General features: G+C 63.3%; 23 protein-coding genes. 16 read left to right on the top strand and 7 right to left on the bottom strand.

Translation table 11 applies throughout. The features are described from left to right. The 4 genes from AC07O2_RS07380 to AC07O2_RS07365 all read left to right on the top strand — a co-directional run. A partial coding sequence (locus AC07O2_RS07380; protein WP_495075082.1) for a condensation domain-containing protein occupies positions 1-2,051 on the top strand: 2,051 nt, incomplete at its 5' end. An 18-nt stretch (positions 2,052-2,069) separates the two neighbouring features. After that, positions 2,070-3,140 (top strand): GNAT family N-acetyltransferase, encoded by a 1,071-nt coding sequence (locus AC07O2_RS07375; RefSeq protein WP_495075081.1) that lies wholly within the window; start codon positions 2,070-2,072, stop codon positions 3,138-3,140. 226 nt (positions 3,141-3,366) lie between these two features. Beyond that, positions 3,367-4,698: a lysine N(6)-hydroxylase/L-ornithine N(5)-oxygenase family protein gene (locus tag AC07O2_RS07370; protein WP_495075080.1), complete on the top strand. Its 1,332-nt coding sequence runs from the start codon at positions 3,367-3,369 to the stop codon at positions 4,696-4,698. Between the two features lie 99 nt (positions 4,699-4,797). Continuing rightward, a complete protein-coding gene (locus tag AC07O2_RS07365) occupies positions 4,798-6,927 on the top strand; it encodes a TonB-dependent siderophore receptor (protein WP_495075079.1) in 2,130 nt (709 codons plus the stop codon). A 62-nt stretch (positions 6,928-6,989) separates the two neighbouring features. On the opposite strand, the gene AC07O2_RS07360 is transcribed toward AC07O2_RS07365, so the two are convergent. Beyond that, entirely contained in the window at positions 6,990-7,907 is a 918-nt protein-coding gene (locus tag AC07O2_RS07360) for a YicC/YloC family endoribonuclease (RefSeq protein WP_495075078.1), read from the bottom strand. A 74-nt stretch (positions 7,908-7,981) separates the two neighbouring features. Here AC07O2_RS07360 and AC07O2_RS07355 point away from each other — a divergent pair, with 74 nt between their 5' ends. The 6 genes from AC07O2_RS07355 (at position 7,982) to AC07O2_RS07330 (ending at position 14,044) form a co-directional block, all read left to right on the top strand. Further along, a complete protein-coding gene (locus AC07O2_RS07355) occupies positions 7,982-8,989 on the top strand; it encodes a serine/threonine protein kinase (RefSeq protein WP_495075077.1) in 1,008 nt (335 codons plus the stop codon). Next, complete coding sequence (locus AC07O2_RS07350) at positions 8,986-9,891, top strand: PP2C family protein-serine/threonine phosphatase (RefSeq protein ID WP_495075076.1); 906 nt, start codon at positions 8,986-8,988, stop codon at positions 9,889-9,891. The genes AC07O2_RS07355 and AC07O2_RS07350 overlap by 4 nt, the downstream gene beginning before the upstream one ends. A 98-nt stretch (positions 9,892-9,989) precedes the next feature. Further along, positions 9,990-10,718: a ribonuclease PH gene (rph, locus tag AC07O2_RS07345; protein WP_495075075.1), complete on the top strand. Its 729-nt coding sequence runs from the start codon at positions 9,990-9,992 to the stop codon at positions 10,716-10,718. Positions 10,719-10,761: 43 nt separating this feature from the next. Beyond that, positions 10,762-11,364, top strand: a complete 603-nt coding sequence (gene rdgB / locus AC07O2_RS07340; protein ID WP_495075074.1) for an RdgB/HAM1 family non-canonical purine NTP pyrophosphatase — start codon at positions 10,762-10,764, stop codon at positions 11,362-11,364. Then, complete coding sequence (hemW, locus tag AC07O2_RS07335; protein WP_495075073.1) at positions 11,361-12,620, top strand: radical SAM family heme chaperone HemW; 1,260 nt, start codon at positions 11,361-11,363, stop codon at positions 12,618-12,620. The genes rdgB and hemW overlap by 4 nt, the downstream gene beginning before the upstream one ends. A gap of 137 nt (positions 12,621-12,757) precedes the next feature. Next, positions 12,758-14,044 carry an MFS transporter gene (locus tag AC07O2_RS07330; protein WP_495075072.1) on the top strand — a complete coding sequence of 429 codons (1,287 nt, stop codon included), beginning with the start codon at positions 12,758-12,760 and terminating at the stop codon, positions 14,042-14,044. A gap of 6 nt (positions 14,045-14,050) precedes the next feature. On the opposite strand, the gene AC07O2_RS07325 is transcribed toward AC07O2_RS07330, so the two are convergent. Genes AC07O2_RS07325 through murJ form a run of 4 tightly spaced genes read right to left on the bottom strand, consistent with a single transcriptional unit; the run spans position 14,051 to position 18,476 of the window. After that, entirely contained in the window at positions 14,051-15,505 is a 1,455-nt protein-coding gene (locus tag AC07O2_RS07325) for a TRAP transporter large permease subunit (RefSeq protein WP_495075071.1), read from the bottom strand. Beyond that, complete coding sequence (locus AC07O2_RS07320; protein ID WP_495075070.1) at positions 15,472-15,990, bottom strand: TRAP transporter small permease subunit; 519 nt, start codon at positions 15,988-15,990, stop codon at positions 15,472-15,474. Before AC07O2_RS07320 ends, AC07O2_RS07325 begins: the two co-directional genes overlap by 34 nt. Positions 15,991-16,013: 23 nt before the next feature. Beyond that, the gene (locus AC07O2_RS07315) at positions 16,014-16,865 is read right to left on the bottom strand and encodes a SirB1 family protein (protein ID WP_495075069.1); all 852 of its coding nucleotides are present in this window, start codon (positions 16,863-16,865) and stop codon (positions 16,014-16,016) included. A gap of 45 nt (positions 16,866-16,910) precedes the next feature. Then, positions 16,911-18,476: a murein biosynthesis integral membrane protein MurJ gene (gene murJ, locus AC07O2_RS07310; protein WP_495075068.1), complete on the bottom strand. Its 1,566-nt coding sequence runs from the start codon at positions 18,474-18,476 to the stop codon at positions 16,911-16,913. A 105-nt stretch (positions 18,477-18,581) separates the two neighbouring features. On the opposite strand from murJ, the gene rpsT reads away from it, so the two are divergent. Beyond that, positions 18,582-18,887, top strand: a complete 306-nt coding sequence (rpsT, locus tag AC07O2_RS07305; protein WP_490592706.1) for a 30S ribosomal protein S20 — start codon at positions 18,582-18,584, stop codon at positions 18,885-18,887. 168 nt (positions 18,888-19,055) lie between these two features. On the opposite strand, the gene AC07O2_RS07300 is transcribed toward rpsT, so the two are convergent. Further along, positions 19,056-19,373 carry a DUF3579 domain-containing protein gene (locus AC07O2_RS07300; protein ID WP_495075067.1) on the bottom strand — a complete coding sequence of 106 codons (318 nt, stop codon included), beginning with the start codon at positions 19,371-19,373 and terminating at the stop codon, positions 19,056-19,058. 281 nt (positions 19,374-19,654) lie between these two features. Between AC07O2_RS07300 and AC07O2_RS07295 the strand changes: the two genes are divergently transcribed. The 5 genes from AC07O2_RS07295 to kynA all read left to right on the top strand — a co-directional run bounded on the left by AC07O2_RS07295 (position 19,655) and on the right by kynA (position 24,841). Then, positions 19,655-20,857 carry an aspartate aminotransferase family protein gene (locus AC07O2_RS07295; RefSeq protein WP_495075066.1) on the top strand — a complete coding sequence of 401 codons (1,203 nt, stop codon included), beginning with the start codon at positions 19,655-19,657 and terminating at the stop codon, positions 20,855-20,857. Then, the gene (gene argF, locus AC07O2_RS07290) at positions 20,854-21,765 is read left to right on the top strand and encodes an ornithine carbamoyltransferase (protein WP_495075065.1); all 912 of its coding nucleotides are present in this window, start codon (positions 20,854-20,856) and stop codon (positions 21,763-21,765) included. The genes AC07O2_RS07295 and argF overlap by 4 nt, the downstream gene beginning before the upstream one ends. Positions 21,766-21,985: 220 nt before the next feature. Next, positions 21,986-22,624, top strand: coding sequence for an arylformamidase (gene kynB / locus AC07O2_RS07285; RefSeq protein ID WP_495075064.1), 639 nt, complete (start codon positions 21,986-21,988; stop codon positions 22,622-22,624). An 18-nt stretch (positions 22,625-22,642) separates the two neighbouring features. After that, positions 22,643-23,929: a kynureninase gene (gene kynU, locus AC07O2_RS07280; protein ID WP_495075063.1), complete on the top strand. Its 1,287-nt coding sequence runs from the start codon at positions 22,643-22,645 to the stop codon at positions 23,927-23,929. Positions 23,930-24,001: 72 nt separating this feature from the next. Continuing rightward, positions 24,002-24,841, top strand: a complete 840-nt coding sequence (gene kynA, locus AC07O2_RS07275; RefSeq protein WP_495075062.1) for a tryptophan 2,3-dioxygenase — start codon at positions 24,002-24,004, stop codon at positions 24,839-24,841. 59 nt (positions 24,842-24,900) lie between these two features. Here kynA and AC07O2_RS07270 read toward each other — a convergent pair whose 3' ends face one another. Beyond that, a complete protein-coding gene (locus tag AC07O2_RS07270; RefSeq protein ID WP_495075061.1) occupies positions 24,901-26,109 on the bottom strand; it encodes an FAD-dependent monooxygenase in 1,209 nt (402 codons plus the stop codon). Positions 26,110-26,347 lie beyond the last annotated feature (238 nt).

Genomic DNA, 26,347 nt, shown 5'->3' with positions numbered 1-26,347 from the left:
CACTGCAAGAAGAACAGCTGCGCCAGCAACTGGCGCAGCAACTACCCGAATACATGGTGCCGGCGCAGCTGATACGGCTGGACGCCTTGCCGGTGACGGCCAACGGCAAGCTGGACCGGCGGGCCTTGCCGGCGCCACAGCCGCGAGCGCAGGAGAGGGCGTACCGGGCGCCGGGCACGCCGATGGAGCAGGCCTTGGCGGCGATCTGGGCCGAGGTGCTGCAGCTGCCGCGTGTGGGGCTGGACGAGCATTTCTTTGCGCTGGGGGGGCATTCCTTGCTGGCTACTCAGGTTTGCGCCCGTGTGCAGCGCCATATGGGCCTGACCGTACCCTTGAAGCTGCTGTTCCAGGCGCCGACACTGGGCGACTTCGCGCAGCGCGTGGCCACCGAATGCCACAGCGAGGTGCTGGCGCCTATCCCGCGCCGTATGCCCGATGTGCCGGTGCCGCTGTCCCATGCGCAGCAAGGCTTGTGGTTCTTGTGGCGTAGCGATCCGAATGATGCAAGCTATAACATTCATAGCGCATTACGCTGTAGTGGCATGCTGCAGCGGTCTGTTTTGCATTCAAGCCTGAATGCGTTGGTGGCACGGCATGGCGCGCTGCGCAGCAGCTTTCCTGCGGGCCGTGATGGCCAGCCGGTGCAGTGCATCGCCCCACCTGCAGCGGTGGCACTGCCCCAGGTGGATGTATCGCAGTGGCCGGCCGTTGCGCGCGAGGCGGAGGCGCGGCGTCTGGCGGAGGAGGAGGCGTTGCAGCCTTTTGATCTGGAGCGAGGGCCGTTGCTGCGTGCGCGGCTGTTGTGTCTGGGCGCCGAAGACCATGTGCTGCTGCTGACCATCCACCACATCGTGGCCGATGGCTGGTCCATGGGCCTGGTGTTTGACACCCTGATGGCGCTGTACCGCGCCGAGCTGCAAGGCCATGCCGCCGCGCTGCCCGAGCCGACGCTGGACTACGCCGACTACTGCGCCTGGCAGCAGCAGGAGGACCGCGTTCCGGTTGCCGATCTGGCGTACTGGCGTGCCCAGTTGGCGGCCTTGCCAGCCTTGGTATTGCCGGCGCCGCCGGATGCGCCAGCCCAGCCCAGCATGCGGGCTGAACAGTTGCTGTTTGCGCTGGATGCTGCCCTGGTGCAACAAGCGCGCAGCCTGGCGCAGAGTTGGGGCGTGAGCCTGTCCATGCTGCTGCAAGCTGTCTTCCACGCCCTGCTGTACCGGCATACCGGACAGGCCGACCATTGCATCGGCATTCTGGCGTCCAACCGCGACCGGGTGGAAACCGAGGCCTTGGTAGGCCTGTTTCTTAATGCCCAGCCCGTGCGTGCCCGCGTCGATCCAAGCCAGAGCTTTGCCGTGTTGGTACGGGCTGTGCAAGACAGCTTGCTGGGCGCGCAAGCCCATGCCGGCCTGCCGTTTGCGCAACTGGCGCAGGCCCTGCGGGCAGAGCGCGTGCCGGGGCGCAACCCGGTATTCCACGTGCTCTACAACTACCTGCGGCCGAGTGTGGAAAGCCTGTCCACCCTGCCGGGCTTGCGGCTGGAGGACTTCCCCGTGCCCCGGCGCAACGTGGTGTTCGACCTGGAGCTGGATGTTGCCGAAGACGCAGGTGGCCAGGTCCGTGGCGCTTTCTCTTATGCGGTGGAGCGGGTGGATGCCAGCTTTGCGCATACCCTCTGGAGCGACTATCCGCGTCTGCTCGCAACATTGGTGGCCACCCCGGACCAGGCATTGCACGCCAGCCTGGGACCGGTCGCACCAGTGCGTACCAGCCGCTCGCCCAAAGCATCCGCCCACTTGCCACGGCAGTCAGCGCTGGAAGTCAGTCTGACCACCCTCGTGGCGGAGGTGCTGGGTTTGCCTGCGCTGCAGCCGCAGGACAACTTTTTTGCCCAAGGGGCGAGTTCGCTGCGCTGTGTGCAACTAGTCGCGCAAGCACGCCAGCAGGGTATTGCGCTGCGCCTGGCCGACGTATTCCATCACCAAACCGTGGCCGAACTAGCCGCTGCGCTGGGGGCACGCACTGCCACCGCCAGCCCGGCATGGGCCTGATCACACCCAAGGAAAAACATGCAAGAAAACCTCTCACTGGAATACCACTTTGCGCTGGACGGCGGCACGCGCATCCGCACCCTGCTGCATGCCTCCACTGTGGAGGTGCAACTCGACGGGCAGGCAGCCATGGCCATGGCGTTGGGTGTGCGCGAAGGCGCCATCCGCCGCGCTGCCGTCATGGCCTGGCAGCCCGCAGATGCGGCACAGCGCCGTTGGGCTCTGCTGGCCGCGCTGCACGCCGTGTTTGCCGCGGACGCGGCCGTGGCGGCGCTGGAGCTGGATTTTTCGGATTACGCGGAGGCGCTGCCCGCCCTGCTGCGCCAGGGCCTGGCCGTGGCCGCAGCCAACGGCACGGTGCAGATGCCGCGCACCAGCCTGCTGCAGCAGCCTGAACTGTGGCTGCACGGCAGCAGCAGTGCGGCCTACCCTTTGGACTATGTAATGAGCCAGGGCAAACGCCACCCACGCCGCCCGCCGCAAACTACGGGCACCGTGTACCAGCGCTTTATCCCCTGGCTGAACCAGTGGCTGAGCCTGCGCACGCTGGATGCGCAAACGGACCTGGAGCCTTTCCACCACTGGATGAACCACCCGCGCGTGGCGCATTTCTGGGAGGAGCAGGGCGACCTGGGCAAGCACCGCGCCTTCGTCGCCAATGCCCTGGCCGACCCGCATGTGCACCCGCTGGTGGGCTGCCTGGACGGCAAGCCGTTTGCCTACTTCGAAGCCTATTGGGCCAAGGAGGACCGCATCGCGCCGTTCTACCTGGTGGGCGACCACGACCGCGGCATCCACATGCTGGTCGGTGAGGACTGGGCCCGCGGCCCGCAATACGTTGCCGCCTGGCTGCCCTCGCTGGCGCACTACCTGATGCTGGACGACCCGCGCACCCAGGCCGTGGTGTGCGAACCGCGTGTCGACAACGCCCGCATGGTTGGTTATTTGCAGCAGTACGGTTTTGCCTACCTGCGGCAGTTTGATTTTCCGCACAAGCGGGCCGCACTGCTGGTGCTGGAGCGCGAGGTGCATGCGCAGGGGCAGTGGTTAGCGGGGCCGCAGGGGCAGACGGTGCTGGCTGAACCTTAGACACAAAAACTCCAAGCTTTTTAGGCCTCTAGCGCAGATAACAACTGCGCAAGCAGCTATTGTTTTTGTAGTGAATGGCGCGTAACCCGGTAAACGCTGCCTGCGAATTATTTGCATTTGGCATTAAATATTTGCCCAGGCCGTTCGTCATGTTCATGTATTTGCTAGCAGCAAGGTGCACGCAGCCCGGCGTGCATTCCTGCCTATTTTTGGCAAAAGGATGAACATGGGTATTTCTAGCGTCGAGCACGATTTCATTGGTATTGGTTTTGGTCCGTCCAACCTGGCCATCGCCCTGGCGATGGAGGAGTCGGCCCATCCGCGCAAGAAGGCGCTGGACTGCTGCTTTATTGAAAAGAAGCCGGAGTTCGTCTGGCACGGCAGCATGCTGCTGGAGGGCAGCGATATGCAGGTGTCCTTCCTCAAGGATCTGGCCACGCTGCGTGATCCAACCAGCCACTTCACCTTCATCAACTACCTGCATGAAAAAGGGCGGCTCAAGGAGTTCATCAACTTGAAGAGCTTCTTCCCCTCGCGTATTGAGTACAACGACTATCTGCAGTGGGTGGCCGGGCACTTCGACCATCTCTGCCACTACGGCGAAGAGGTGGTGGATGTGGAGCCGGTGCGTGAAGGCGAGCAGATCACCCGTTTGCGCGTGCATTCACGCGGTCTGGACGGTCGCAGCTACGCGCGCACGGCGGGCAATATGGTGTTTGGCATTGGCGGCGTGCCGGCGATTCCGGCCGCTTTTGAAGCGCTGCAAGACGCCCGCGTGTTCCATGCCGCGCACTATCTGGAGCGGCTGGATGCCCTGGTGCACAGCCAGGGCACGCCGCGGCGCATTGCGGTGCTGGGCGGTGCGCAGAGCGCGGCCGAGGTGTACCTGGATCTGGTAGGGCGCTTTGGCGATGCCGAGGTGACCTTGATCACCCGTGGCGATGTGCTGATGCCGGCGGACGACAGCCCGTTCGTGAACGAGATCTTCCATCCGCAATTTACCGACGTGATCTACCAGCAGCCGCAGGACGTGCGCCGCGCCACGCTGGAGCGCTTTCGCAGTACCAACTACTCGGTGGTGGACCTGGACCTGATCCAGCAAATCTACAAGCTGCTGTACGAGCAGCGGGTGCGCGGTGTGCAGCGCTGCCAGCTGTGGTCCGGCAAAGAGGTGGCGCAGGCGCGCGCCTACAGCACGGGCATCCAGCTGGATTTACGCCACCAGACCAGCGGGGCGACGGAGCAAGCCGAATTCGATGCCGTGGTGCTGGCCACCGGCTACCGGCGCGATGACCATAAACGCTTGCTGGGCGGCTTGGCCGAATACATATCCGACGGCTACACCGTGGAGCGTGACTACCGCCTGCATACCGTGAAGAACTTCTTGCCCAAGATTTACCTGCAAGGTTGCTGTGAAGACAGCCACGGCTTGAGCGATACCTTGTTGTCGGTGCTGGCCGTGCGTTCCGTGGAAATTCTGGAATCGATGCTGGCAGACCGGCCGGAGCGCAGCCGCATGGTGCCAGGCGCCAAAGCGGCGCTGCCGGTCGCCGTGTGATGCGGCTCTAGCCGCTTTCCTCTTTTTTCGCGTTGTGAGTGCCTGCTTCAGGCGCTCACTTTTTGTTGCTTGTCTGTTTGAATCAGGAGAAATGGAACTATGAACCCCTTGTTGGATGTCCGTCAACCCGCTGGGCGGGCCTGCTTGACGCCCTTGGCCCTGGCTTTGCTGAGCTTGTCGGCCTCCTCGTATGCGCAGGAAGGTACGCTGCCCGCGGTGGTGGTGAAGTCGGTGCAAGAGGGCGAGACGGCTATTCCTAGCTACCGCGCTTCGGTAGGCAGTGCAGGGGCCTTGGGGACGAAGGAGTTGCTGGACACCCCCTTTTCCACCAGTGTGGCCACCAAGGAGTTCATCGCCAACCAGCAGGCCACCACGTTGGCCGAGGCGTTCAAGGCGGATGCCGCCGTATCCGCGCTGAACAACAGTATTTCGGGCGAGAACTCGCAGATCGCCATACGTGGCCTGCCATTGGACATGCTGAACGGAATCAAGATCAACGGCCTGAACACGGTGGTCTGGAACATAGATCTGCCGCTGGAGCACTTCGAGCAGATCAGCCTGCTCAAAGGCCTGTCGGGCTTTATGTATGGCTTTGGCTCGCCCGGCGGTATTGCCGACTACCAAACCAAGCGCGCGGGCAAAAATCCGGTGTCGTCGGTCAAGCTGGGCTACAGCACCGAGTCCCAGTATGTGCTGCAGGCCGATATTGGCCGCCGCTTTGGCGAAGACGAGCGCATGGGTCTGCGTGTGAACGCCGTGCATGAAGGTGGCGACACCTATTTGAATTCCCCCATCAAACGGGATTCGGTCTCAGCGGCTTTCGACGTGCGCCTGACGCCTACTTTGCAGTGGTCCATCGACGGCCTGTACCAAAAGCGTAAGGTGAACAGTTCCTTGTTTGCCATCTCCCTGGCCGACGGTGTGTCCACGCCCACGCCGGTGGACGGCAGCCAGGCTTTGAGCCAGGACTTCACCTACCACCAGACCGTGATGGGCACCATCGGCACCGAGCTACATTGGAACTTCGCCAAGGATTGGGACATGAGCGTAGGCTACCGTGGCATGCGCCAGACGCGCACCAATTACGACAGCTTCCTCACGGTGACCGACAACGCGGGCAACTACACCGACGACCTGTACCGCTGGTACAGCAAGCAGCAAAGCGATGCGGCGAACCTGATGTTTACCGGCAAAGTGCAAACCGGCTCCATCGGCCATGACCTGACGTTTGGCACCAGCATCCAGCGCGGCAAGCGTATCAACGGTGTGAACTTTGGCGACGACACCCTGGGCACCAACAACCTGTACCACGTCGTGGCGCTGGCCAACCCAGGGAATACGGTGGACCAGACCCTGGGAGAGGCCTCCAACACCCGCGACGTGGGCGTGTTCGCCAGTGACACCATCCAGTGGACTCCGCAGTGGAGCAGCATCATTGGCGTGCGCCATAGCAACTACACCCAGAACGCCTACAACTACGACACAGATGGTTCCCTGGCAAACCACTATGCCAAGTCTGCGTGGTCTCCCACGCTGGCCTTGATCTGGAAGCCGGATGCCACCCTGTCGTATTACGCCAGCTATGTTGAATCCCTGGAACAGGGCGGCACGGCTCCGCTGACCACCACCAACGCCAACGCAACCTTTGGCCCGCTGAAGAGCAAACAGTACGAAATCGGCGTGAAGAAAGAGGGCAAGGGCTGGTCCACCGAGGCGGCGCTATTCCGTATCGAGCGCGGGCTGGAGTACACCAACAGCAGCAATGTCTATGTGCAGGAGGGCGGTCTGGTCTACCAGGGCCTGGACTTGTCCGGCCGTACGGAGCTGGCCCACGACTGGGCGGTGATGGGCAGTACGGTGCTGATGAATAGCCGCAACAAGAGCGACGACTCGGCGGTCAATGGCAAGCGTGCCCAGAACGTGGCGGATGTCACGGCCAGCCTGCAAGTGGAATATAAGGTGCCGCAGATGCGGGGCCTGGTGCTGTCGGGCGGCGTTCGCCATGTGGGCCAACAGGCGCTGGAGAGCAGCAACACCCATATGCTGGGCAGCTACAAGTTGTATGACGTGGGTGCCCGCTACGTGACCAAGCTGGACGGCAAGGACGTGACCTTCCGGGCCAACGTAGCCAACCTGACCAACACCAAATATTGGTTGGGTAGCTGGGGTTACGGTCTGATCCAGGGTGCGCCACGCACCCTGCACGCCAGCGCGGAAATCAACTTCTAAAAACCAGCGTTGGCTTGGGGCATGGCAGCCACCCTGACGGGCAGGCGGGCCATGCCTCGTTGTTATTCGACGTTCTGCACCTGCTCGCGCATCTGCTCGATCAGCACCTTCATATCCACGGAAATCTTGGTCAGCTCCAGCGCGGCAGACTTGCTGCCCATGGTGTTGGCTTCGCGGTGCAGCTCCTGGATCAGGAAGTCCATGCGCTTGCCGACTTCGCCGCCCTTTTTCAGGATGCGTTCCATCTCGTCCAGATGCGAGTGCAGGCGGGTCAGTTCCTCGGCCACGTCGATGCGGATGGCGAAGGATGTCGCTTCGGTCAGCGCGCGGTCTTGCGCGGCTTCGGGCAAGGTGGCGCCATCGGTCAGCGCCATGGCTTCCTTCCAGCGTTCCAGGAAACGCTGGCGCTGCTGCTCTACCAACTGGGGCACCAGGGGCACGGCTTTCTGGGCCAGGGCGCGCAGCTGGGTGATGTGGCCTTTGAGCATGGCGGCGAGTCGGTCGCCTTCGCGCTGGCGGGCTTCCACCAGCGCAGCCAGCACCGTGTCGGACAGGCTGAGCAGGTCGTCGGCCCAGTCGTGGGCTGGGCCTTGCTCACTGGACGCCAGGCGGATCACGTCGGCCACGCTGAGCGGCGCGGCCTGGGGCAGCCAGGCCTTGACCGAGTCCTGCAGCGAATTCACGCGTTGCATCAGGCGCGGCGATGGGTCGGGCAGGCTGCCGCTGGCGGTGTTTTCGATAGCGGCGCGCACTTCCACCTTGCCGCGCTTAAGCTTGGCCATAACGCGCTCACGCAGCGCGGGTTCGTGGCTGCGCAGCTCGTCGGGCAGCTTGAAGGTCAGGTCCAGGAAGCGGCTGTTGACTGAGCGGATTTCCAGCCCCAGGCGGCGCGCGGAGTTGCTTTTGGATTCGGATTCCGGGGTGTTGGCGGCGCTGCTGTGCTGGGCACTGGCATAGCCGGTCATGCTGTAAACTGGCATTAGATGGTACTTATCGTTGCAATGGCCCGAGAATAACTGGGTTACGTTGCAGAGCCGCTCTCCCCACCAAATTTATGTCCAAGATCAAACCGGCCACGCTACCGCCAGGCACTGTTGTAGGGGGTTACCGCATTGTCCGGCGCCTGTCCTCCGGCGGCTTCGGCGTGGTGTATCTGGCCGGCGATAACGAAGGCGGGCAGGTGGCCCTGAAGGAGTACCTGCCTTCGTCTTTGGCGACCCGTGCCGCTGGCGAGCTGCTGCCCCAGGTGCCACCCGAAAAGCTGTCGCTGTACCGCCTGGGCCTGAAGAGCTTTTTCGAAGAAGGCCGCTCGCTGGCGCAGATTTCCCACCCATCAGTGGTCAGCGTGCTGAATTTCTTCCGCGAGAACGAAACGGTTTACATGGTGATGAACTACCTGGAGGGCGCGACCCTGCAGGACTTCATCATCACCTCGCGTGACTTGCGCAAGCAGAAGGTGTTCCGCGAATCCACCATCCGCAGCCTGTTCGACGAGATCCTGCGCGGCCTGCGCATCGTGCACCAGCACAAGATGCTGCACCTGGACATCAAGCCGGCCAACATCTTCATCACCGACGACAACAAGGCGGTGCTGATCGATTTTGGTGCGGCCCGCGAAGTGCTGAACAAGGAAGGCAACTTCATCCGTCCCATGTATACCCCCGGCTTCGCCGCTCCAGAGATGTACCGGCGCGATGCCTCCATGGGCCCGTGGACCGATATCTACGCCATCGGCGCCTGCATCTACGCCTGCATGCAGGGCTATCCGCCGAACGAGGCGCCGCAGCGCCTGGAGAAAGACCGCCTGGCCCTGGCCTTGTCGCGCCTGCGTGGCATCTACTCCGACAACCTGATAGAAGTGGTGGAGTGGTGCATGTCAGTAGACCCGCTGTCGCGCCCGCAGTCGGTATTTGCGCTGCAAAAAGAGCTCAGCCGTGAAGGCGAGCGTCGCTATACCAAATTGTCCGTGGCTGAAAAGCTGCGCCTGCAGTTCGACACCCTGGTGTCGGACACCAAAAAGAACGTGCGTGATGCCACCGGCATCGGGGCCACACCCAAGTGAAGTTTTCTGTATTCCAGGTCAGCCGCAAGGGCGGCCGCGCCAAAAACGAAGACCGCATGGGCTATTGCTACACCCGTGAATCCGGTCTGTTCCTGCTGGCCGACGGCATGGGAGGCCACCCGGAGGGCGAGGTGGCGGCACAGCTGGCCTTGCAGTCCGCCTCCGCGCTGTACCAGAAGCAGGCCCAGCCTTCGCTGCCCAATGTCACCGAATTTTTGACCGCTGCCATTCTGGCCGCGCACGAGCAGATATTGCGTTACGCGGGCCGTACCGGCATGCTGGATTCACCACGCACCACTTTTGTGGCGGCGGTGGTGCAGGGCAGCACGGCGACCTGGGTGCACTGCGGCGATTCGCGCCTGTATGTGGTGCGCGACGGCCTGCTGCTCACCCGCACCCGCGACCACTCCTATGCCGAGCAAAGCCGTTCCGATGGACGCACGCCCCCCGGGCCGGTGAACCGCAACGTGCTCTATACCTGTCTGGGCGCGTCGGTGCGGCCGGTGTTCGATATCACCGGGCCTATCGTGCTGCACCAGGGTGACAAGATCATGCTGTGCTCGGATGGGCTGTGGGATAGCTTGCCGGACGAAGACATCGTGCGCGTTCTCAGCCAGTCACCGGTGTCCGAGGCCGTACCCGATCTGGTGGAGCAGGCGCTGCGCAAGGCGGGCGCCACCAGCGACAACGTTACCGTAATGGCGATCGAGTGGGAAACCCCAGACCCCTTTGAGTCCACGCGGGGCATTTCCACCGAATCCATACAGGACGGCGTGTTTGCTTCGTCCATTCAGGCCAGCGGACCCGGCAGCGGGCTGGATGAGCTGGACGACGCGGCCATAGAACGCTCGATTGCCGAGATCAACGAAGCCATCCGCCGCTCTGCGATCAAGCGAGGTTGATACCCCTCATAGGGCGGGGCCAGGAGCCCGGCGCAGCCGGTTTTCCTGCGCCCTTGGAGAGGGGTTGGCACACTTATCACCCATTTTGGAACCAGACCATGACTGAATTTGTCCGTAATGGCGGCCGTGCCGCCGACCAGCTGCGCCCGGTGCGCATCACCCGGGGCTACACCATCCACGCCGAAGGTTCGGTGCTGATCGAGTTCGGCAATACCAAGGTGCTGTGCACAGCCTCCGTGGAAGAGAAAGTGCCCGGCCACAAGAAGGGCAGCGGCGAGGGCTGGGTGACCGCCGAATACGGCATGCTGCCGCGCGCCACCCACAGCCGCAGCGACCGTGAGGCCGCGCGCGGCAAGCAAACCGGCCGCACCCAGGAGATCCAGCGCCTGATCGGCCGGTCCCTGCGGGCTGTGTTTGACCTGAAGCTGCTGGGCGAGCGCACCATCCACCTGGACTGCGACGTGCTGCAGGCCGACGGCGGCACGCGTACCGCCGCCATCACCGGCGCGTTTGTGGCGGCGCAGGACGCGGTCAGCACCTTGCTGCAGGCCGGCAAGATCAAGGTCACGCCCATCACCCATAGCGTGGCCGCCATCTCGGTCGGCATCGTGGACGGCACGCCGCTGCTGGACCTGGAATACACCGAAGATTCGGCCTGCGACACCGATATGAACGTGGTGATGACCGGCGCCGGCCATTTCGTCGAAGTGCAGGGCACGGCCGAGGGCGTGGCCTTCACCCGCGCCGAGATGGACGCGCTGCTGGGGCTGGCGGAAAAAGGCATCGTCGAGTTGATGGCGCTGCAACTGCAGTCGCTATCGAAGTAATAGCTGCTTGCGCAGGTGTTACCTGCGCTGAAGGCATATTTTTATGAAAATCGTATTGGCATCGAATAACGCGGGCAAGCTGTTTGAACTGCAAGCCCTGTTCGCCCCGTTGGGTGTGGAACTGGTGGCGCAGGGCACCTTGGGTATTCCTGAAGCCGCCGAACCCTTCCACACCTTCGTCGAGAACGCCCTGGCCAAGGCCCGCCATGCCGCCGAGCACAGCGGGCTGCCCGCCGTGGCCGACGACGCCGGCCTGTGCGTCGATGCCTTCGGCGGCCTGCCGGGCGTGCAGACGGCGTACTACGCCACCCAGTTTGGCTACCCCAAGGGGGACGACAACAATGTGCGCGCCTTGCTGGAGCAGATGCAGCACATCGAGAACCGTCGCGCCGCACTGGTCAGCACCCTGGTGGCCGTGCGCTCGCCGATGGACCCCGAACCGCTGATCGCCGTGGGCCGCGCTGTCGGCGAGATCACCCGTGCACCGCAGGGCGAGAATGGCTTTGGCTTCGACCCGGTGATGTTCCTGCCGCAGTTTGGCAAGACCTTTGCCGAGCTCAGCCCGGAGGTGAAGAACGCCAACAGCCACCGCGGCCAGTCGTCGCGCGCCATGCTGGCCCTGATGCGCGAGCGCTGGTTGCCATGAAAGATCTGCAGCACTACATGCGCCCCGGCCTGCTGCAGCTGGCCGCGCTGCCGCCGCTGTCGCTGTACGTGCATCTGCCCTGGTGCCTGAAGAAATGCCCGTACTGCGACTTCAACTCGCATGAGTTGCGGGCTGATGGCGCACAGACCCTGCACCCTGCCGCCAGCCTGGCGGCTCCTGTACCGACCAGCGAAGTGCCCGAGCAGCGCTACATCGACGCGCTGATGGCCGATCTGGAGGCCGCGCTGCCCTTGATCTGGGGCCGCACGGTGCACAGCATCTTCATCGGCGGCGGCACGCCCAGCCTGTTTTCGCCGCAGGCGATAGACCGGCTGATTGGTGACATTCGCGCCCGGCTGCGGCTGGAGCCGGACTGCGAAATCACCATGGAGGCCAACCCCGGCACCTTCGAGAAAGACCGCTTCCGTGCCTACCGCAGCGCCGGCGTGACGCGTCTGTCGGTGGGCGTGCAGAGCTTCAACGACGCGCATCTGAAGGCCCTGGGCCGCGTGCACGACAGCGCCCAGGCGCTGGCGGCTGTACAGGAGGCGGCCCAGTCGTTTGATACCTTCAACCTCGACATCATGTACGCGCTGCCCGGTCAGACGCTACAAGATTTAGAGCGGGATATGCAGACAGCGCTTGCGCTGGGGCCCAAACATATCTCCATCTACCAGCTGACCATCGAGCCCAACACCTATTTCGCCAAGTTCCCGCCGCAGGTGCCTGAGGACGACCTGGGCTACGACATGCTGGACAAGATCACCGAGATGACCACGGCCGCCGGCATGCAGCGCTACGAAGTGTCTGCCTACGCGCTGCCCGGCCACGCCTGCGTGCACAACCAGAACTACTGGCAGTTTGGCGACTATCTGGGCATTGGCGCGGGCGCACACAGCAAGCTCAGCTTTGCCCACCGCATCGTGCGCCAGGTGCGCTTTCGCGAACCCAAGCTGTACATGGACAACGCGCTGGCCGGCAATGCCGTGACCCAGGACGAAGACATTGCGCGCGCCGAGCTGCCGTTCGAATTCATGCTGAACGCCTTGCGTTTGCGCGAAGGCTTCGAGCTGCCGCAGTTCACCGAGCGTACCGGTCTGCCACTCACGCGCATCCAGAAGGGGCTGGCCGAGGGCGAGAGCAAGGGCCTGCTGCAGCGCGACGGTGTACGCGTACGGCCCACCGAGCGTGGTTTCGACTTTTTGAGCGATTTGCAGGCGCTATTTCTGGCCGATACGCCCCCGGTCCGGGAGTAGGTAAAGTCTTGTGTACTTGGGGCAACGGCCGGGTAGTTTGGCGGGTGCGCCGATAAAATTGTCTAGACAATTAATCGCGCTGTAATGTCGCCTCCCCGCTACGGATGGCGCATACCGCCACCGTTCGAGAGCCCCGCATGAGTACCTCCACCGCTCCCTCTGCATCGAAGTTCGGCACCGTTTTACGGGTGACCAGTGGCAACTTCATGGAGATGTTCGACTTCTTCCTGTTCGGCTTCTACGCCACCTACATTGCCAAGACCTTTTTTCCGGCGGCGGATGAGTTTGCGTCGCTGATGTTCACCTTTATGACCTTTGGCGCGGGCTTTTTGATGCGGCCGCTGGGTGCCATCTTTCTGGGCGCCTATGTGGACCGTGTGGGGCGGCGGCAGGGCCTGATCGTGACCCTGGCGCTGATGGCTACCGGCACCGTGCTGATCGCCTGTGTGCCCGGCTATGCCAGCATCGGCTACCTGGCGCCGGCGCTGGTGCTGACTGGGCGCTTGCTACAGGGCTTCTCGGCGGGTGTGGAGCTGGGTGGAGTGTCGGTCTACCTGGCCGAGATGGCCACGCCAGGCCACAAGGGCTTTTACGTGAGCTGGCAGTCGGCCAGCCAGCAGGTGGCCATCATCGTCGCCGCTGCGCTGGGCTACGCGCTGAACATCTGGTTGACGCCGCTGCAGATTGGCGACTGGGGCTGGCGCGTACCTTTCTTCATCGGCTGCCTGATCGTGCCGGTGCTGTTTGTGCTGCGCCGCTCGTTGCAGGAAACCGAGGAGTTCAAGCAGCGCAAGCACCGGCCTGACACGCGCGCCATCTTCCGCTCCATGCTGGACAACTGGGGCCTGGTGATCGCCGGCATGATGCTGGTGGCCATGACCACGGTGTCGTTCTACTTGATCACGGTCTACACCCCCACATTCGGCAAAAGCGTGCTGCACCTGAGCACCACCGACGCGCTGGTGGTGACCCTGTGTGTGGGTATTTCCAACTTCATCTGGCTGCCTGTGATGGGCGCGCTGTCGGACCGGATTGGCCGGCGCCCGATTCTGATCTTCTTTACTGTGCTGACCATCGTTAGCGCCTACCCGGCCATGGCCTGGCTGACGGCCGACCCCAGCTTTTCCAAGATGCTGTCGGTGGAGCTGTGGTTGTCCTTCCTGTACGCCAGCTATAACGGCGCGATGGTGGTGGCGCTGACCGAGGTGATGCCGGTAGAGGTGCGTACCGTGGGCTTCTCGCTGGCCTACAGCCTGGCGACGGCGATCTTTGGTGGCTTTACCCCGGCCATCGCCACAGGCCTGATTGAGGCTACCGGCAACAAGGCCGCGCCGGCCATGTGGATGTCGTTTGCGGCCGTGTGCGGGTTGATTGCCACCCTGGTGCTGTACCGCAAGCGCGCGGTCATGGCGCTGGCGCACTGATCCAACCTATTCCTTTTCGCTGTCCAGCCGCTGTTGTTCCAGCAGTTGCTGGACTTCCTGCTCGGACAGCTGGGGTTCGGTGCTGGCGTTATCGCCATGCCATGCCAGCTGCGGCCATAGCAGCACGGCCGTGATCACTGCGACCTGCACCAGCAGATAGGGCCAGAGCGCTCGGCTGAGCGCGCGCATGGACAGTCGCTGGCGCAGTACGCTGCCGGCCATCAGGATGGCGTAGCCAAACGGCGGCAGTAAAAAGCCCATTTGCAGCACCAGCAGGGCCAGCACGGCCACCCAGGTGGCGTCCGGTACCAACACTAGCAGCGGCGGCATGGTGATGGGGATGATGACGAAGATGATCTCGAATGCATCCAGGATGAAGGCGCTGAGCAGCAGCACCAGCAGGCTGACGCAGGTAGCAGCCCAGGCGCCGCCGGGCAGGTGCTGCAGCGCATCGGCCATCCATACATCTGTGCCAAAGCCTCGCAGTACCAGGGTATAGCTGGTGGCTGCTACCAGCAGCGCAAACAGCGAGCCGCTGATGGCCAGTGTGTCTTGCAGAATGGCCTTGAACACTGGCCGCGTCAGGCTGCCCGATGCCAGACCGCCCAGCAGCAACACCAGGGTGCCGGTGGCCGCGCCTTCCACCGCATACAGATAGCCCAGCGTTACAGATACCAGCAGCGCCAGGATGCCGGCCACGCTGGCCATCGCCAGTAGCCAGTCCTTGCGGCTCACGGCGGGTGTTGGGCCGATTGGCTCAGGTGCAGCACCTCGGTTGCGCCACCAGGTCACGGCGCCAAACAGCAGTGCCAGGGCTACGGCCGGGCCTAGCGCACCGTGGAATACGTCCTGGGTGTTGAGTATGCGCACCATCTGCCCGGTGCTGTTCACTGCTTCGGTATGGGCGCGCATCATGGCGTCGCCCAGCAGTATCAGCACCAATGAGGGCGGCACCACCACGCCCAAGGTGCTGGCGCTGCAGACCAGGGCCGCGCTGCGCTCGGCCGCTACGCCCTGCGCCGCCAGGCGCTGGCCCACGGCGCGCGACAGCATGCTGATGCTGGCGCCTACCGAGCCGTTCATGGGGGCCAGCAATGCGCCCAGGCCCATGCCGGCCAGATACGGCGCGGCCGGTGTGCGGTGCAGCAAACGCAAGGCCACGCGGAACAGGATGTCCATCAGCGGCAGGCGGTTCAGCAGGGCGCCTGCCAGCACGTACAGTGGCAGAGCTTGCAGCAGGTCGTGCTCCAGCAGGCCTAGCAGACGCAAGGGCAGGGCGTACAACAGGGGCAGTGCCAGGGCGCCCGTCAGCAGGCCGCCTAGCGAGAACAGGGTGGCAGTGCCGACCAGCACCACCCAGGCCGGCAGGCCGCTGGTCGCCATGGCGATGGCCGTGGCCAGCAGCATCCACAGACCGGTATTGCCCATCAATCGGTGGGCTGCGCCGTTGGGGGCAGGCATAGGTCCACGATGGTTTGCAGCACCAGCAGCCCGGCGAGCAGCAGCACACCAATTTTCAGGATGAAGTAGCCGGGCGTGAAGCTGTCCGGAAAGGCTTCCAGTTGGCGCAGCGACTGCCACACCATGGGAGCGGCGGTGTAGATGATGAAGCCGGCCCAGGGCAGCACCAGGCCTGCACTGGCCCAGCGCAGCAGCCGTTGGCGCAGCCTGGCAGGGTAGTGCTGGGCTAGCACCTCGGGTGTCAAATGGGCGTGGCTGCGGGTGGCGGCCGTCATGGCGATGCTGACGTAGATGCCAAACAGCAGTTGGGCCATGTCATTGGCTTCGCGTGAATAGGTGTGGATGGCATCGCGCAAAGGCCATTGCAGGCATAGCAGCACGGCCAGCGGCAGCACGAGTAGGGAGGCGGCCTGGGTGGTGCGCTGCAGCCAAAGGTCCAGCCGACGTAGCCCACGGTGAGGCCAGGCACTGGCGGCGTGGGGCATGGACCGGTGTGCTGGAGTTACGCCTAGTTGCGGGCGCGGCGCAGGCTGCTCAGGCGCTCGGAGATGCTGTCTAGGTCCAGCGCGTCCTGCGAGCAGATCAGGTATTTCTCCAGGTCCAGTACCGCCTGTGCGCTATTGCCCAGCGCAGCGTGGGCGAGGCCCCGGTCGCGGTATTCGCTCCAGGCTTCGGGAAGCAGCACGATCAGGCGGTTTTGTACGGCCAGCGCGCGGACCCAGTCGCTTTGCGAGGTGTGGATGTCCTTCAGGTTGCGCAGCATGCGGGCCAGGATGTCGCGCGACGGTGCGGCCTGCAGGTACAGGCCCAGCGGGGCTTCGAAGTCGTCCACCAGGCCGTTGTGGCGGATAAAGGGCTCCAGCCGCTCGGACAGTTCTTCGCGGCTCAGCGACTGGCCGGTGAATGGGTCCATCACCACCTGGCCCTTGGGCAGGTTGACCTTGACCATGAAGTGGCCGGGGAAGGCCACGCCGCGCACCGCCAGGCCTATGCCCTGGGCCAGCTCCATCCACAGCACGGCCAGTGAGATGGGGATGCCCCGGCGGGTGCGTAGCACCGCGTTCAGGTAGCTGTTGTCGGGATCGTAGTAGTCGTTGACGTTGCCGCCAAAGTTCAGATCGCGGTAGAAGAACTGGTTCAGCGAACGCAGGCGCTGCAACGGGGCGGAGTCGGGCGGCAGGCGGCGCTTCAGCCGGGCCAGCAGCTGGTCCATATCGCCCAGCACCTGTTCCATGTCCAATTCGGGGTATTCGTCTTGCGCCAGACTGGCCGCGGCCTCCAGCAAGGGCAGTTGTTCGTCGCTTTGCACCAACGAGGCAAAGTATTCAAGTGCGGTGGGTGCTTCGAAGCGGATCTGCATAACGTCTTTGTAGTGGAGCGTGGGGGCGTCGTCAAGCTACCGGACTCAATGCCGCAGAAGTTTACGTATCTTTAAGCCGGATGCCCATAGTGCTACGAAATAAATAGCTGCTGACGCAAGTAATACCAGCGCTAGAAGCCAAATTCGTTCCAATTTTGCGTGCTGGTAGTGGGTCCAGGGCACGGCATTTGCCGCCCACAGCAGGAAAACCGCCAGCAGAGCGCTGGACGCCAGCACCTGCAGAATGAACTTCCACCAGCCCGGCAGAGGCTGGTAGCTGCCGCGCTGGCGCAGCCCAATCAGCAGCCAGCTGGCGTTCACCATCGCGCCCAGGCCGACCGACAAGGTCAGCGCCGCGTGCTGGAATACCGGTACCAGCGCGAAGTTGAAGAGCTGGGTGATCACTAGCACAGCCACCGCAATGCGGGCTGGCGTCTTCATATTGTGGCTGGCATAAAAGCCGGGGGCCAGCACCTTGATGGCCACCACGCCCAGCAGGCCTACGCCCCAGCCCATCAGGGCGCGGGCGGTCTGTTCCACATCGCTTTCGGCAAACACACCGTAATGGAAGATGACGGCCACCAGCGGCGTGGCAAAGGTCAGCAGCGCCACCGAGCAGGGCACGGCCAGCAGCACCACCAGGCGCAGGCCCCAGTCCAGCATGGCGGAATATTGTTTGGGGTCGTTGGCCGCGCGAGCACCGGCCAACTGGGGCATCAGCACCACGCCCAGGGCCACGCCCAGCATGGCTGTGGGGAATTCCATCAAGCGGTCGGCGCCGCTGATCCAGCTCACGCTGCCGGGCGCCAGGCGGGAGGCGATCTGGGTGTTGATGAAGATGGAAATCTGCGCCACACCCACGCCCAGTAACGCCGGCACCATCAGTTTTGCTACATTTTTGGTAGCTTCATCCGCCCAGGCGGTGCGCACGGCAGTCCAGCTGATGCCTATGCTTGGAAACAGGCCCAGCCGTTTCAGGGCGGGAATCTGCACTCCCAGCTGCAGTAGGCCGCCCAGCATCACACCGATGATTTGCGCGTAAATAGGTTCTATGCCGTGGTTGCGGAACCAGGGCGTGCCCCAGAAGGTCGCGGCGATCATGGCGATGTTCAGCAGCACCGGCGTGGCGGCCGGCACGGCGAAGATGCGCCAGGTATTCAGAATGCCGGAGGCCATGGACACCAGCGAGATGAACAGGATGTAGGGGAACATCCAGCGCGTCATCACGGTGGCTGCTGCGTAGGCTTGTGGTTCCTGCTGGAGGCCGCCGGCCAAGCCCCAGACCAGCAGCGGTGCTCCCACCACGCCCAGCACGCAGGTGATCACCAGTATCCAGGTCAGCAGCGTGGTGACATTGTCTATCAGTTGTTTGGTGGCCTCTTGCCCATTTTTGGCTTTGCTGGCAGCCAGCACCGGCACAAAGGCCTGGCTGAACGCGCCCTCGCCAAAAAAGCGTCGGAACAGGTTGGGAATGCGGAACGCCACGTAGAACGCGTCGGTCATGGCGTTGGCGCCAAAGGTGGCGGCAAATAGCTGGTCGCGGACCAGGCCGCCCACGCGGGAGGCCAGGGTCAGCAGGGAGATGGTGGATGCAGATTTGAAAAGGCTCACCCGGCGAGTGTAGCCCGCCAGATGAGCCTGGCTGCCAGGGGTACCACTGCCTGCTATAATGGTGGGCTTTGCTGGCAACATCCTCTAACACCTAAGGAATATATTATGGCAACCAAGCCTAAGAAAAAGAACCCCCGCCTGGCCTCCGGCCGCAAGCGCGTCCGCCAGGACATCAAGATCAATGCTGCGAACACCTCGCTGCGTTCCAAATACCGTACCGCTGTGAAGAACGTTGAAAAAGCCGTTCTCGCTGGCGACAAGACCAAAGCCACCGAACTGTTTGCCAAGATGCAAGCTGTGGTGGACACGGTTGCCGACAAGGGCATCTTCCACAAGAACAAGGCAGCTCGCGATAAGAGCCGTCTGAGCACCAAGGTGAAGGCGCTGGGCGCCGCACCTGTCGCCGCTTAATTTTTTAAGCAAACCGCCCGGACTGCTTAGCGTGAGCTAGTTAGTCCGCCGTTTTGTGGGTGCGCTGCCAGCACCGCAAAAAACCGCCAGAGCGCAAGCTCTGGCGGTTTTTTCGTTATGGAATTTGGGTTTTGTGTTGCATGCCCCCGGTGAGGGGCAGTCAGCGCTTTATTTGGACGCGGCGTCGGGGATCAGGCAGGCCTCGGCCACTTGCAGGCCGTTGTCGCGGGCGAAGTTGATGGCGAAGTCCCAGGCCATTACGTCGTAGTCGCGCAGTTCGTGGTTCAGGATCACGCACTTGATGCCGTTGATGGTGGTGGGCACGCACCAAGGAGAGTAGCTGAGGTGGCTGCCGGGCTGGGCGCCACCGGGGCGAAACTGGCTCAACACGCCGGCCAGGCGCTCGGCCCAGTCACTGGGGCGGAAGGTTTTTCCGTTGCTCGTGACACCTTGGATAAAGACTTCTTTGGCAGCTTTGGAAACCATCAGGTGGGGCTTTTGAGTAGGGGTTTGGTGCATCCCAGATGGGAGTTCTGCGAGGCAGCAATGGACCGAATCATAGCGGCAATAGGCCTGTTTGCGGTGCTCTGTTGCACTGCACAAGAATTGTATCTTATATAAGACTTGGGGCTTTTCTGTGGTGTCTATCCAGGTCGCCAAGCATTGCAGTAATGCGCAATTGTCAAAAAACCGTGCAATCTCTGCGCCTAAAATTGCGTTTCAGCGGTTCTGTTGACCCTGAATCCCCGTTTATTTTGGAGAACTGCATGACCGCTTTCATTGAGGCTTCCTCACCCCACACCATGAACACCTATGGCCGACTGCCGATTGCGCTGTCGCATGGCCAAGGCGTGCGAGTGTGGGATGTGAATGGCAAGTCTTACCTGGACGGTCTGGGCGGCATTGCGGTCAACACGCTGGGCCACAACCACCCCAAGCTGGTGCCCGCCTTGCAGGACCAGATCGGCAAGATCATCCACAGCTGCAACTACTACCATGTGCCCAACCAGGAAAAGCTGGCCGCCAAGCTGGTCGAGCTGTCGGGCCTGACGAATGTGTTCTTCTGCTGCACCGGCCTGGAAGCCAACGAAGCCGCCTTGAAGCTGGCGCGCAAGTTTGGCCATGACAAGGGTATCGAGCGCCCCGAGATTGTGGTCTATGAAAAAGCCTTCCACGGCCGCAGCATTGCCACGCTCAGCGCCACCGGCAACGAGAAGATCCAGAAGGGCTTTGGCCCCATGGTCGAAGGCTTCATCCGCGTGCCGCTGAACGATATCGAGGCCTTGAAGAAGGCCACCGAGGGCAACCCCAATGTGACGGCGGTGTTCTTCGAGACCATCCAGGGCGAGGGCGGCGTGAACCCCATGCGCATCGAATACTTGCAGCAGGTGCGCAAGCTCTGCGATGAGCGCGACTGGCTGCTGATGATCGACGAAGTGCAGTGCGGCATGGGCCGTACCGGCAAATGGTTTGCCCACCAGTGGGCGGGTATCAAGCCCGATGTGATGCCGCTGGCCAAGGGCCTGGGCTCGGGCGTGCCGGTGGGCGCAGTGGTCGCAGGCCCCAAAGCTGCCCACATCTTCCAGCCCGGCAACCACGGCACCACCTTCGGCGGCAACCCGCTGGCCATGCGCGCCGGTGTGGAAACCATACGCATCATGGAAGAAGAGGGCCTGCTGGAGAACGCGGCCACGGTGGGGGCGCACTTGCAAGCCGCGCTGCGCCGAGAGCTGGCCGGCGTGGAAGGCTTTGTGGAAGTGCGTGGTCAGGGCCTGATGATTGGCGTGCAGCTGGCACGCCCCTGCGGCGTGCTGGCCCAGCGTGCGGTGGATGCAGGCCTGCTGATCAGCGTCACCGCCGACAGCGTGATCCGCCTGGTGCCGCCGCTGATCATGACGGCCGCCGAGGCCGATGAACTGGTCGGCATTCTGTGCCCCTTGGTCAAGCAATTTTTGGCAGAACCCGTATGAAGCACTACCTGCAATTCAGCGACTTCAGCGCCGAGGAATACGCGTACCTGTTTGAGCGTGCGGCGCTGATCAAGAAGAAGTTCAAGTCTTACGAAAAACACCATTCCCTGGTGGACCGTACGCTGGCCATGATCTTTGAAAAGGCCTCCACCCGCACCCGCGTAAGTTTCGAGGCCGGCATGTACCAGCTGGGCGGCAGCGTGGTGCACCTGACCACCGGCGACAGCCAGCTGGGCCGGGCCGAGCCCATCGAAGACAGCGCCAAGGTCATCAGCCGCATGGTCGACCTGGTGATGATCCGCACTTTTGAGCAGACCAAGATCGAGCGCTTTGCCGAGCATTCGCGCGTGCCGGTCATCAACGGCCTGACCAACGAGTTCCACCCCTGCCAGATTCTGGCCGACATCTTCACCTACATCGAGCAGCGCGGCAGCATCGCCGGCAAGACGGTGGCCTGGGTGGGTGACGGCAACAACATGGCCAATACCTGGCTGCAGGCCAGCGAGATCCTGGGCTTTACCGTGCACGTCAGCACCCCTAGCGGCTACGAGGTCGACCAGTCCGTGGCCGGCCTGCGTTCCAGCGACAGCTACAAGGTCTTCAAAGACCCGATGCAGGCCTGCGCCGGTGCCGACCTGGTCACTACCGATGTGTGGACCAGCATGGGCTACGAGGCCGAGAACGAGGCGCGTAAAAAAGCCTTCGCCGACTGGTGTGTGGATACGGAAATGATGCGTACCGCCAAGCCCGACGCGCTGTTCATGCACTGCCTGCCCGCGCACCGCGGCGAAGAGGTCGAAGCCGATGTGATCGACGGCCCGCAGTCGGTGGTGTGGGACGAAGCCGAAAACCGCATGCATGTGCAAAAGGCGCTCATGGAATACCTGCTGCTGGGACGGGTGGCATAAGTTGCAAGCTACCTGGCCAGCAGGTTGTGTGCTATCTATTTAATAGCCTCTGGCGCAGGTAATACCTGCGCCAGAAGCTATTTCTTTATACGAAATGCCCTGGCGGCACAGTAGCCTTCGCGCACCACGGCTTGCCGACGCGGGCCGGGTTTCAGAATTTACTGGCTGTTGGAAATAACCGACACCACGCGGTTTTTAGCGGTGATACCTTCGCCGCACTATGCAAAACCTCTGGGATATTTCACCCCCCGTCGCCCCTGGCAGCCCGGTGTTTCCGGGTGATACACCGTACCAACAGCAGTGGACGGCGACCATCTCGCCGGCCTGCCCGGTCAACGTCAGCGCGCTGACCCTGTCGCCCCATGTCGGCGCCCACGCCGATGCGCCGCTGCACTACGACCCGCAGGGCCAGGCGATCGGCGCGGTCGATCTTGCACCGTATCTTGGCCCCTGCCGTGTCATCCACTGCATAGGCCGTGGCCCGCTGGTGCTGTGGGAGCATCTGGCCCATGCCGTGCAGGATCTGCCGCCGCACTTACCTCCCCGTGTACTGGTGCGCACCTACCAGCACATGCCGGTGGACCGCTGGGATGGCGACCTGGCCGCCTATGCGCCAGAGACTGTGGAGCGCCTGGCCGCGCTGGGCGTGATGCTGATCGGCATCGACACCGCCAGCATCGACCCGGCTGACAGCAAGACCCTGGACAGCCACCAGACCATCCGCCGCCTGAACCTGCGGGTGCTGGAAAACCTGGTGCTCGATGACGTGCCCGAGGGCGACTACGAACTCATCGCCCTGCCGCTGAAGCTGATGACCGCCGACGCATCCCCCGTGCGCGCTGTTTTGCGCTCACTTTGAATCTGAGAAGGAAGAACCGTGACGACTTTGCATGACTGCCTGCGCCTGGATGCGCTGGACCCCCTGGCGCCGCTGCGCGCCCATTTCAGCCTGCCGCCCGGCGTGATTTATCTGGACGGTAATTCGCTGGGCGTGCTGCCCGCGGCCACCGCCGCCCGCGTTGCTCAGGTGGTGACGCAGGAGTGGGGCACCGACCTGATCAAGTCCTGGAACAGCGCCGGCTGGTTCGACCTGCCGCAGCGCCTGGGCAACCAGATTGCACCGCTGATCGGTGCGGGCCAGGGCGAGGTGGTGGCCACCGACAGCACTTCGGTGAACCTGTTCAAGGTGCTGACCGCCGCGCTGAACATGGCGGCTGCCGATGCGCCGCAGCGCAAGCTGGTGGTCAGCGAGCGCAGCAACTTCCCTACCGATCTGTACATCGCCGAATCGCTGTGCCGCCAGCATGGATTCACGCTGCAACTGGTCGAGCCCGAAGAGATCGCTACCGCCTTGACTCCGCAGGTCGCGGTGCTGATGCTGACCCACGTGAACTACCGCACCGGCGCCATGCACGACATGCCGGCCGTCACGCAAGCGGCGCACGAGGCCGGCGCGCTGATGCTATGGGACCTGGCGCACAGTGCCGGCGCCGTGCCGGTGGATTTGACGGCTGCCAAGGCCGACTTCGCGGTCGGCTGCGGCTACAAATACCTGAACGGGGGGCCCGGTGCGCCAGCCTTTGTGTGGGTGAACACCGCGCATGCCGAGCGCTTCTGGCAACCGCTGGCCGGCTGGTGGGGCCACGCCGCGCCGTTCGAGTTCACCCCCGATTACCGGCCGGCCCCCGGCGTGACGCGCTATCTGTGCGGCACCCAGCCCATGATCAGCCTGGCGGCGCTGGAATGCGGGCTGGATGTGTTCGACGCGGCCGGCCGCATCGTGCCGAACCAGAGCGCCATGCAGACCCTGCGCCAGAAGTCGCTGGCCCTGACCGATTTGTTCATTGAACTGGTCGAGCAGCGCTGCGCCGGCCACGGGCTCGGCCTGGCAACTCCGCGCGAACATGCCCAACGCGGCTCGCAGGTCTGCCTGAGCAAAGCCGAGGGCGCCTATGCCATCGTGCAGGCGTTGATTGCCCGTGGCGTGATTGGCGACTACCGTGCTGGCAATGGCGCCCAGCACCCGGACATCCTGCGCTTTGGCTTCACGCCGCTGTACCTGGGCTATGAAGACGTGTGGAATGCGGTGGACCAGCTGCAGCAGGTGCTGGAAAGCGAAGAATGGCGCCGGCCCGAGTTCAACCAGAAGCACGCGGTTACCTGAAGCATTGCGGGACAGAGCAACGCACCTTCACGCAGTGAAGCGCGTTGCTCTGTCCTCAACTGATTGAATACCATGACAAAACCTATAGACATCGTTCGCCAGGAGGGAGCCCAGCTGGACTTCAGCCAGTCCATGAGCTACGGCGACTACCTGCAGTTGGACGCCTTGCTGGGGGCGCAAAAGCCCTTGTCGCCGGCACACGACGAGCTGCTGTTCATCGTCCAGCACCAGACCAGCGAACTGTGGATGAAGCTGATGCTGCACGAGCTGCACGCGGCCATGCGCTGTGTGGCGGCGGACGATCTGCACAGCGCCTTCAAGATGCTGGCCCGTGTGTCCAAGATCATGGCCCAGCTGGTCCATGCCTGGGACGTGCTGGCCACCATGACGCCGCCTGAGTACAGCGCCATGCGGCCCTACCTGGCCAGTTCCAGCGGCTTCCAGAGTGCGCAGTACCGCTGCATCGAATTTGCGCTGGGCAACAAGAATGCGGCCATGCTCAAGCCGCATGCGCACCGGCCGGATTTGCTGGCGCTGGTGCAGGCCGCGTACGAGGCACCTTCGCTGTACGACGAGTCGCTGCGCCTGATGGCGCGGCGTGGACTGGCCATTCCGGCCGGCCACTTGCAGCGCGACTGGACCCAGCCCTATGTGGCCGACGCCGCCGTGGAGCAGGCCTGGCTGGTGGCCTACCGCGATCCGCGCGAGCACTGGGACATTTACCAACTGGGTGAGAAGCTGACCGATCTGGAAGACGCGTTCCGCCTCTGGCGCTTCCGCCACGTCACCACGGTGGAGCGGGTGATTGGCTTCAAGCGCGGCACGGGTGGCACGGGCGGCGTGAGCTATCTGCGCAAGATGCTGGACGTGGTGCTGTTCCCGGAGATCTGGACGCTACGTACCAATTTGTAAGCTTTGCAGGCCGCTGGCGCAGATATTACCTGCGCTGGAAGCTATGAAGTTTGTAGCAATTACGGCGCAGGTGGCGTGTAGCCGTACAGCCAGGGCTGGTCCATCAGCCGTTCTCCCCCCAGCTGCATGGCGCGGTTCCGGCCCCAGCGTACCAAGCCGGTGGCGTGGAATATCTGGCCGTTGCGCACGGCCCGGGCCTGGACCTGGGCATTGCGTTGCCAGCGCTGTTGCGCATAGTGTTGCAGTGCGGCAGGGATAGGCTGGCCCGAGCCCAGCGCGGCGGCCAGCGCGGCGGCATCTTCAATCGCCATGCCCGCGCCCTGGGCCAAGTAGGGGCGCATGGGGTGGGCCGCATCGCCCAGTAGCGCCACCCGGCCCTGCGCATGCTGGTGCGCGCCGGCAATGGGCGGGCGGTCGCACAGCACCCACAGGCGCCAGCTGTCTATGGCTTGCACCAGGTCTTGCAGTGGTGCGCAGGTCTGGATCAGCTTGGCACGCAGGTCGGCGGCGTTGGCGCTGTGGTCCCATTGCTCCAGACTGTCGGCGGGCCCGGGCCAGGGGCTTTGCACAATCGCCACCACATTCAGCCATTCACCCCGGCGTACGGGGTACTGCACCACGTGTAGCTTGTCGCCCAGCCAGGCCGTGACCTGCTGGGAGCGCAGATGTGCCGGCAGCTGGGCCTGTGGCACCAGGGCACGGTAGGCCAGGTGGCCTGTGGCGCGCGGTGGGCCGTCATGCAGCAGCCACTGGCGCACGGGGCTCCACAGACCATCAGCTCCGACCAGCACATGACCGGCATAGTCGTCGGTGGCAGTGCCGGCGTGCTCTGTCCAGCCTACCTGTACGCCGCCGTCATTTTGCTGGAACTGCTTTAGGGTGCGCTGCGTGTGCAGCTGTGTGTCGGTTTGCTGTTGCACTGCCGTGTGCAGCAGGGTGTGGAGGTCGGCACGGTGCACCGTGGCGTAAGGGGCGCCGTAGCGCTGCTGCATGGTCTGCCCTAGAGGCAGAACGCCTAGCTCCGCGCCATTGCGTGCATCGCGGGCCTGCAGCCGGTTTGGAAAAGCGACCACTCCCTGCAAGGCCTCGTCCAGTCCCCATTGGTATAGCTGGCGCACGACGTTGGGGCCTATCTGTATGCCTGCACCAACTTCGCTGAAGGTGCTGACACGTTCAAACAAGGTGACTTTTTGGCCTGCAAGGCTGCAAGCCAGTGCCGCCGCCATTCCTCCGATGCCGCCACCGGCGACCAGTACATGTGTATCCATACGGCTGGATTTTGCCGTGTGCGCGTGGGCATTCAGCCTGTTGGACGGAGTGAGGGCGTTTGAATGCTGCGATGTGCCGCCTGTTACATCCGGCATTGAATCGATATGTATCAAAAACAGCCCATAATGGAGAATACGCAGCAAGAGAGGGCAGCTTTGTGATCACCGAAAAATCGATGAAAGTATGCTGTAAGGCGAATAAGAATAACTCCGTAGTTCAAGACATTCGATGAATTTT

The organism is Rhodoferax sp. GW821-FHT10B06 (assembly GCF_059415605.1).
This window is presented reverse-complemented; position numbering and strand designations above follow the sequence as displayed.